Origin of the sequence: uncultured Ralstonia sp., from assembly GCA_913056305.1 — a bacterium.
Classification (GTDB): domain Bacteria; phylum Pseudomonadota; class Gammaproteobacteria; order Burkholderiales; family Burkholderiaceae; genus Ralstonia.
In genome coordinates this window covers 1-7,568 of record CAJXMR010000219.1, presented here as the reverse complement: position 1 = coordinate 7,568, position 7,568 = coordinate 1, and the positions used below count along the sequence as shown (strand labels likewise).

General features: G+C 67.2%; 8 protein-coding genes. 4 read left to right on the top strand and 4 right to left on the bottom strand.

Translation table 11 applies throughout. The annotated features are described in order from the left end of the window. On the top strand, positions 1-866 hold an 866-nt coding region (locus tag QZ609_RS22285), incomplete at its 5' end, for a family 2A encapsulin nanocompartment shell protein (RefSeq protein WP_295499612.1). Next, complete coding sequence (locus tag QZ609_RS22280) at positions 841-2,694, top strand: family 2A encapsulin nanocompartment cargo protein cysteine desulfurase (protein ID WP_295499609.1); 1,854 nt, start codon at positions 841-843, stop codon at positions 2,692-2,694. The genes QZ609_RS22285 and QZ609_RS22280, both read left to right, overlap by 26 nt. A 126-nt stretch (positions 2,695-2,820) precedes the next feature. On the opposite strand, the gene QZ609_RS22275 is transcribed toward QZ609_RS22280, so the two are convergent. Next, positions 2,821-3,123, bottom strand: a complete 303-nt coding sequence (locus QZ609_RS22275; protein WP_295499607.1) for a hypothetical protein — start codon at positions 3,121-3,123, stop codon at positions 2,821-2,823. Between the two features lie 319 nt (positions 3,124-3,442). Between QZ609_RS22275 and QZ609_RS22270 the strand changes: the two genes are divergently transcribed. After that, positions 3,443-3,928 carry a hypothetical protein gene (locus tag QZ609_RS22270; protein ID WP_295499605.1) on the top strand — a complete coding sequence of 162 codons (486 nt, stop codon included), beginning with the start codon at positions 3,443-3,445 and terminating at the stop codon, positions 3,926-3,928. 299 nt (positions 3,929-4,227) lie between these two features. Here QZ609_RS22270 and QZ609_RS22265 read toward each other — a convergent pair whose 3' ends face one another. The 3 genes from QZ609_RS22265 to QZ609_RS22255 are packed head-to-tail and all read right to left on the bottom strand — an operon-like array spanning position 4,228 to position 6,821. Next, the gene (locus QZ609_RS22265) at positions 4,228-4,881 is read right to left on the bottom strand and encodes a methionine ABC transporter permease (RefSeq protein ID WP_295499603.1); all 654 of its coding nucleotides are present in this window, start codon (positions 4,879-4,881) and stop codon (positions 4,228-4,230) included. Next, positions 4,862-5,998 carry an ATP-binding cassette domain-containing protein gene (locus QZ609_RS22260; RefSeq protein WP_295499614.1) on the bottom strand — a complete coding sequence of 379 codons (1,137 nt, stop codon included), beginning with the start codon at positions 5,996-5,998 and terminating at the stop codon, positions 4,862-4,864. Before QZ609_RS22260 ends, QZ609_RS22265 begins: the two co-directional genes overlap by 20 nt. 13 nt (positions 5,999-6,011) lie before the next feature. Further along, positions 6,012-6,821, bottom strand: a complete 810-nt coding sequence (locus QZ609_RS22255; RefSeq protein ID WP_295499602.1) for a MetQ/NlpA family ABC transporter substrate-binding protein — start codon at positions 6,819-6,821, stop codon at positions 6,012-6,014. 218 nt (positions 6,822-7,039) lie between these two features. Here QZ609_RS22255 and QZ609_RS22250 point away from each other — a divergent pair. After that, the coding region (locus tag QZ609_RS22250; protein ID WP_295499601.1) for a M20/M25/M40 family metallo-hydrolase at positions 7,040-7,568 on the top strand (529 nt) is incomplete at its 3' end.

Sequence of the window (7,568 nt, the reverse complement as noted above, 5' to 3'; positions counted from 1 at the left end):
AGACCGTTCCGCAGTTGTCCACCCTCAGCCCGCGCTGGCTGGTGCACCTGCTGCAATGGCAGCCGGTGGAGGCCGGCATCTTCCGCCTGAACCGCGTGAAGAACCCGCGCGACGTGCGGGTCGCGTGCTCGCAGCGCGACGAAGGCGCCGAGCTGCCGCAAACCTTCGTCGACTACGAAGACCAGCCGCGCGAGTACTTCCTCAACGCGGTGACGACCGTGCTGGACGTGCACACCCGCGTGTCCGACTTGTACAGCAGCCCGCATGACCAGATCCAGCAGCAGCTGCGCCTGACCATCGAGACCATCAAGGAACGCCAGGAAAGCGAGCTGATCAACAACCCAGATTACGGCCTGCTGGCCAACGTGGACGCGACGCAGCGCATCTCCACGCTCACCGGCGCGCCCACACCGGACGACCTGGACGAGCTGATCACCAAGGTGTGGAAGGAGCCGGCCTTCTTCCTGGCGCACCCGCTGGCGATTGCCGCGTTCGGCCGCGAGTGCACGCGGCGCGGGGTGCCGCCGCCCACCGTCAGCCTGTTCGGCGCGCAGTTCCTGACCTGGCGCGGCCTGCCGCTGATCCCGTCGGACAAGGTGCCCATCGACGAGCACGGCCGCACCAAGATCCTGCTGCTGCGCGTGGGCGACAAGCGCCAGGGCGTGGTCGGGCTGTATCAGCCGGGCGTGGCGGGCGAGCAGAGCCCGGGCCTGTCGGTGTGCTTCATGGGCATCAACCGGAACGCGATCGCGTCCTACCTGATTTCGCTGTATTGCTCGCTGGCCGTGCTGACCGAAGACGCGCTGGCGGTGCTCGATGACGTGGAGATCGGCAAGTACCATGACTATCCCGACACCTACAAGTAACCCGGCCGGCGTGAGTGGGCTGGCGCTGCCGGTGGCGGAAGTGCCGGCGGGTTTGCCGGCGGGTCTGCCTGATCCGGCTGCGCTGGCGCAATTGGCCAACGCGTTCTTCACGGCGCTGCCGGGTGCCGAGCCTGAGGCCGCGATCGACCTGACGCCCGCAGGCGCTGCGCCGCAGCTGAGCCCGCTGCCCACAGCGCAAGCCGTGCCCGTTGAGCCGCGTGTGCCCGTGCAGGGCGTGCCGACGCAGTACGCGGCTGCGTTGCCGCAGGCGGCTTCAGGGCACGGCGCGCCCGGCCCGGCGCACCCGGTGTCCGTGCAGAGTTCGCGGTACTACTTCCTGGGGGAGGCGAGCGGCTATCAGTCGGCCGTGCCGCATGCTGGCGTGGCCGCGTCGGAAGCCGGGGTGCCGGATGACCGCGTCTCCGCGCAGTCATTCCACCTGCCGGGCACCGATGCGCTGGCGCGGCTGATCGATGGCGCGGCGGGCACACCGCCTGCTGGGCCGGATGCGTTGCGGCAGCCGGGTGGGGCAGTGCAGGCAGGGCAGTTCTATTTCCTGGCGCCGCCCACGTTGGAAGCGCCGCGTGACACGAGCCACCAGCCACATCGGGCCAGTACGTTCGACGTGCAGGCCGTGCGGCGCGATTTCCCGATCCTGGCCGAGCGCGTGAATGGCCGTCCGCTGATCTGGCTGGACAACGCCGCGACCACACACAAGCCGCAGGCCGTGACCGACCGGCTGGCGCATTTCTATGCGCACGAGAACTCCAACATCCACCGCGCCGCGCATGAACTGGCGGCGCGCGCGACCGACGCCTACGAGGGCGCGCGCAACAAGGTGGCGCGCTTTCTCGGCGCGCGCTCGGCGGACGAGATCATCTTCGTGCGTGGCGCCACCGAGGCGATCAACCTCGTCGCGCAGACCTTCGGCCGCCAGCACATCGGCGCCGGCGACGAGATCATCGTCTCGCACCTGGAGCACCACGCCAACATCGTGCCGTGGCAGCAGCTCGCGGCGCAGGTGGGCGCGCGCATCCGCGTGATCCCGGTGGATGACAGCGGCCAGATCTTGCTGGACGAATACCGCAAGCTGCTCAGCAGCCGTACCAAGCTGGTGTCGGTCACGCAGGTGTCGAACGCGCTGGGGACGGTGACGCCGGTGCAGGAGATCATCGCGCTGGCGCATGCGGCGGGCGCGCGCGTGCTGGTGGACGGCGCGCAGGCGGTATCGCACCTGCGCGTGAACGTGCAGGCGCTGGATGCGGACTTCTACGTGTTCTCCGGCCACAAGATCTTTGGGCCCACGGGCATCGGCGTGGTGTACGGCAAGCAGGACCTGCTCGACACGCTGCCGCCGTGGCAGGGCGGCGGCAACATGATCGCCGACGTGACCTTCGAGAAGACGCTGTACCAGCCCGCGCCCGCGCGTTTCGAGGCCGGCACCGGCAACATCGCCGATGCGGTGGGGCTGGGCGCCGCGCTCGATTACGTCGAGCGTGTCGGCCTGGAGCACATCGCGCGCTATGAGCACGACCTGCTGGTGTACGCCACGCATGGGCTATCGCGCATCCCAGGTCTGCGGCTGATCGGCACGGCCGCCAACAAGGCGAGCGTGCTGTCGTTCACGCTGGCCGGGTATCGCACCGAAGAGGTGGGCGCGGCGCTCAATCGCGAGGGCATTGCCGTGCGCTCCGGCCACCATTGCGCGCAGCCGATCCTGCGGCGCTTTGGCGTGGAAGCCACGGTGCGGCCGTCGCTGGCGTTCTACAACACGTGCGAGGAGGTGGATGCGCTGGTGCGCGTGGTGAGCGCGCTGGCACGACGGTAGACGACACGCCGATCGGTAGGGCACGAGTGCCGCTGGCCCATGCGTTGGGCCGGCGGCATTTGCATTTTTGGGGGACGCCGATCGTCGACGGGCATGCGCAGGTTCAGGGCTGCCTGCTTCATGCGCTCAACCCGTTTGGCCAGCCTCCTTGGCCTCCGGGCTTGGGGGCGCTTTGAACACGGCCCTGAGCGCAGCGCGTGCACCCAGCGCGTCGTCGCCCGGCATGCGCCGGTTGTCCACAACTTGCTCCACCCCGCTTGCCTGGACGTCTTCCAGGAAGGCCACCATGTCACGGTAATAGGCGACATGCATCTGCACTTCGAGCAGATGGCGTTCGGCCTGGAACAAGGTCAGGCGCATTTCGCGCAGTTCCTTTTCCGCCATCTTCTCTGGGGTTGACGGACTGAACAGGCTTGTACGTGTACGCATGATGTTTCCTCCCCGAGCGTTGCAGCCCCTTTTCAAAGGCCTTTGTGGTTCAACGAATATAGCCAACAAATCCGCTTCATTGAGTGTTCGGCGGTGAAACGTGGAAAACCGCTCCAGCCTTGACTGGAGAGGAGGATGGTGTCATCGGTTTGACTCAATCGGATAAAAAATGGGTCAGAACGTTTCAGGTTTGTTACGTCAACCGTTATCCGCCATATGACCAATGGGAAGCGTGCAGGCTGAATGCTTTACTTCCCAGCATAAAAACATCCTTGCCCAATGCCGGCATCGGGATTTTAAAACCATACGGGAGACGATCATGGCAAGCTCGCTGGCCTTTGGGCGTTGTGCTGGTTTGATCGTGTTGGTGGTCGCAACGGGGGCGATGCCCATGGCCTTTGCGGATTCTGGTGCGCCGCAGACGCCAGAGGGCAAGCTGGCAGAGAGCGCGAAGACCTACCTGGGGTCTCTTGAAGGGCTGAAAGTCTTCAAGCGGTCCTACTGCGGCGATGCGCTGAGAGCGTTCCTGTCGGTGGATGCGGCCATCGCCGCCGAGGTGCTCCCTGCGTTCCCGCCCTATGTGAGGGCCGAGTTCAGCAGTCAGCTGCAAGGGCTAAAACCGTTGATGACCACGCAAGCGCAAGACTACGTGGACCACCTCATCGTCGCGGCCAAGCAAGAGCAGGACAAGAACATCGCCTGCGGGAGCGCGGCGCGCGTGCTGGCTGAATTCTCTTACAAGGCTTATCAAAACTGGCTCGTCGCGAAACAGCAATACAGCATGCGGCCTTCGCCCACGCGCTGAATCCGGGGGCGTGTCATGCCGCTTGCGCACGGGCGGGCAAGCTTGCCGTCGATGTGGTTTTGCCTGATCTGCCACAGATGCCCGCGCATGCCGAGCGAGGCACGCGGCGCTCAGATGCGATGAACGCGCCTCGATCAGTCGACTGTGCCGAGGAGCGCGAAGATTTCCGCACGCAATGCTGCGATCTGTTCGTGCTGATGCCCTGCGTCCATCTTAAGGACGCACCCGCAACGGCAACAACGAAGGATTGCGCAGATGCATCGTTGCGCAATGGCCTGCGTGCGTTGCTCAGCACGCCATCATCGCGCCTTCAACCGCCGCACCGATTGATCCCCCACCCACTGCACCAGGCTCACCAGCCCGATCAGCAGCACGATGACCACCGCCATGACGGTGGTATCGAAGCGCTGGTAGCCATAGCGGATGGCGATGTCGCCCAGGCCGCCCGCGCCCACCGCACCCGCCATGGCCGAGGCGCCGATCAGCGAAACCACCGTGAGCGTGAAACCGCCGATGATGCCCGGCAGCGCCTCGGGCAGCAGCACGTGCCAGACGATGTGGCGACGCTCGCAGCCCATGGCTTGGGCGGCTTCCACCAGGCCGCGGTCGACCTCGCGCAGGCTGATCTCGGCAATGCGCGCGAAGAACGGTGTGGCGCTGATCGCCAGCGGCACCACCGCCGCCCACACGCCGATCGAGGTGCCGGCCACCAGCCGCGTGAACGGCAGCAGCGCCACCAGCAGGATGATGAAGGGCGTGGCGCGGAAGCCGTTGACGAGCGCGCCCAGCACGCGGTGCACGCGCGGCGATTCGAGCGTGCCGCCCGGCGCCGTCAGCACCAGCGTCAGCGCCAGCGGAATGCCGGCCAGCGCGGCGATGAGGGCGGAGGCCGATACCATGGTCAGCGTGTCGAGCAGGGCCTGCCAGATGCGTTCAATCGTGAGCGGGGACATAGCCTAGGCTCCGGGTGTATTGGGACAGTGCCAGCGCTCGCAGGGCTTCGTGCGGAAGATTGCCGCCCGCTGCGGCGATCAGCAGACGCCCTTGCGTGCGACCCTGGATGCGGTCCAGGTCGGCGCGCAGCAGGCGGGTCGGGTGGCGCAGCGCGTCGGCGATCTGCGCGAGTTCGGGCACGTCAGCGGTGCCGGTGTAGCTCAACTCGATCAGTTGCTCATACGCGCCACGCGTGGGCGGCGCGGGTTGCAGGCGCGCCGCTACATCATCGGGCAGGCCGCCGCGCAGCGGCTGCAGCAGGGCGCGCGTGGCGTCGTGCTGCGGGTCGCCGAAGACGCGCCACACCGGGCCTTGCTCGGCGACGCGGCCGGCTTCGAGCACCAGCACGTTGTCGCAGATGTCACGGATTACGCGCATCTCATGCGTGATCAGCACGATGGTCAGGCCGAAGCGGCGGTTGATGTCGCGCAGCAGGGCGAGGATGGCGTCGGTGGTTTCCGGGTCGAGCGCGGAGGTGGCCTCGTCGCACAGCAGGATCTCGGGCCGGTGCACCAGCGCGCGGGCGATGCCCACGCGCTGCTTCTGCCCGCCCGACAAGCGCCCCGGAGTCACGTGCTGCTTGCCTTCCAGTCCGACCAGCGCGAGCAGGGCATCGACGCGTTGGGCGATCTCCGCTGCCGGCACGCCGGCCACCTTCAGCGGCAGGGCCACGTTCTCCCACACCGTCTTGGCCGAGAGCAGGTTGAAGTGCTGGAAGATCATGCCGACGCGCCGGCGCAGCGCCACCAGCGCACCCGTGCCGAGCGTGCCGACATCGACGCCATCGACGAGCACGCGCCCGCTGCTCGGCCGCTCCAGCCCGTTGATGGTGCGCAGCAGGCTCGATTTGCCGGCGCCGCTGCGCCCGATGATGCCGAAGATGCCGCCTGCAGGGATGGCGAGGTCGATGCCCTGCAGGGCGTGGACATCGCCGGCCGCCGCGCGGTACGTCTTGCCGACGCTCTCGAATGTGATGGTGCCGGCCGTGGGCGTGGCCACGGCGGCTTCGGCTTGCCGCGCGTGCGGGGCGGCGGCCTCGGGCCAGGTGTGTGCGGGGGTGGAGACGAGCGTGGTCATGGCGGTCATGGCGTCAGCGTTTCAGCCAGGGCAGGGTGTAGAGCTTGTCGTTGTTGGCGTACGACGTGTGTACCTGCTGCTGCACGGCAGGCGACTCCTGGTAGAGCTTGATGAAGCGCGCGATGCGCGGGTCGCCTGCGTTGTCGCGTCGTGCCACGAAGCGGATGGCGAAGTACTCGTCGTCGATGCCCGAATACAGCAGTCCCGCACCGGCGATGTCCGCCTTGCCCGCGTTGACGAAGTGGGCGGGATAGCCCTGCGCCAGGTCCAGATCGTCGAGCGCGCGGACGAGCTGCGGGCCTTCGATCTCCACGAGCTTGAGTTTCTTCGGGTTGGCGACCACGTCGTTGACGCTGCCGCGCGCGCCCACGCCGTCGCGCAGCTTGATCAGCCCCGCCTTCTGCAGCAGCAACAGGCCACGCCCCTGGTTGACCGGGTCGTTGGCCACGCCCACGCGGGCACCGTCCTTCAGTTGGTCCAGGCGCTTGATCTTGGTCGAGTACAGCCCGATGTTGCCCAGCACGCCGATGCCAACGCTCTTGAAGGCATAGCCGCGCTCCTTGATGGCGTTGTCCAGGAAGGCCTGATGCTGAAAGTAGTTGAGGTCGAGGTCGCCCGAGGCGAGCGCCACGTTGGGCGTGGTCCAGTCGGTGAATTCGATCACCTTGACGTCCAGGCCCTGCTTGCGGGCTTCGGCGGCAGCGACCTCGACGGAGTCGGCCAGTGCGCCCGGCGTGACGCCGATGCGAAGCGGCGCGGCGTGGGTCGCAGCGGTGAAGGCGAGGGTGGAGAGGGCGAGGAGGAGCTTGCTTGTCAATGTCATGGGCGGAGCTGTCGCGAAAGGAACATGCGGACATTCCAGCATGGCGCCCCACTCGATTCCCACGAATATTTGCGTAGATGGTTACTCGGTCCTGGGCGCCCCCGCCCCGCCGGGTGGTGGCGACCGCACGCCAGTGCGGCGATACTGGAGCTCCCAGGCTGGCCCCTTTCTCCGATTGGCCGGGTGCGGCTGTTCACTCTCAAGGAGCGGAATCCCCGATGAATGCATCCTTCAAAGGACGTGGTGCAATAGCCGGGCGTGCAGTCGGGCGCCTGTTGCTGGCGGTGTTGGCCGTGCTCGTGGTGCTGGCGGCCTGCGTGGCCATCAACACCTGGCGGCATGGCTCGCGCCAGCTCGAGGTGGCGCCGGTGCAGCCGGTGGCGGTCGATGGCGCGGCGGCTGCAGCGCATCTGGCGGAGGCCGTCCGGGCTCGCACGGTGTCCAGCGCGACCGATGCCCAGCTGAACGCCGACCAGTTCCGCCAGCTGCAAGCCATGCTGCAGGCCCGCTACCCGAAGGCACACGCGGTGATGCAGCGCGAGCAAGTCGGCGATTTCGCCTTGCTCTACACCTGGAAGGGCACCGACCCATCGCTGCCGCCCATCATGCTGATGGCGCACCAGGACGTCGTGCCCATCGCGCCTGGCACCGAGGGCGACTGGACCGAGCCTCCCTTCGACGGCGTGATCAAGGACGGCATGGTCTGGGGGCGCGGCGCGTGGGACGACAAGGGCAACCTGATCTCGC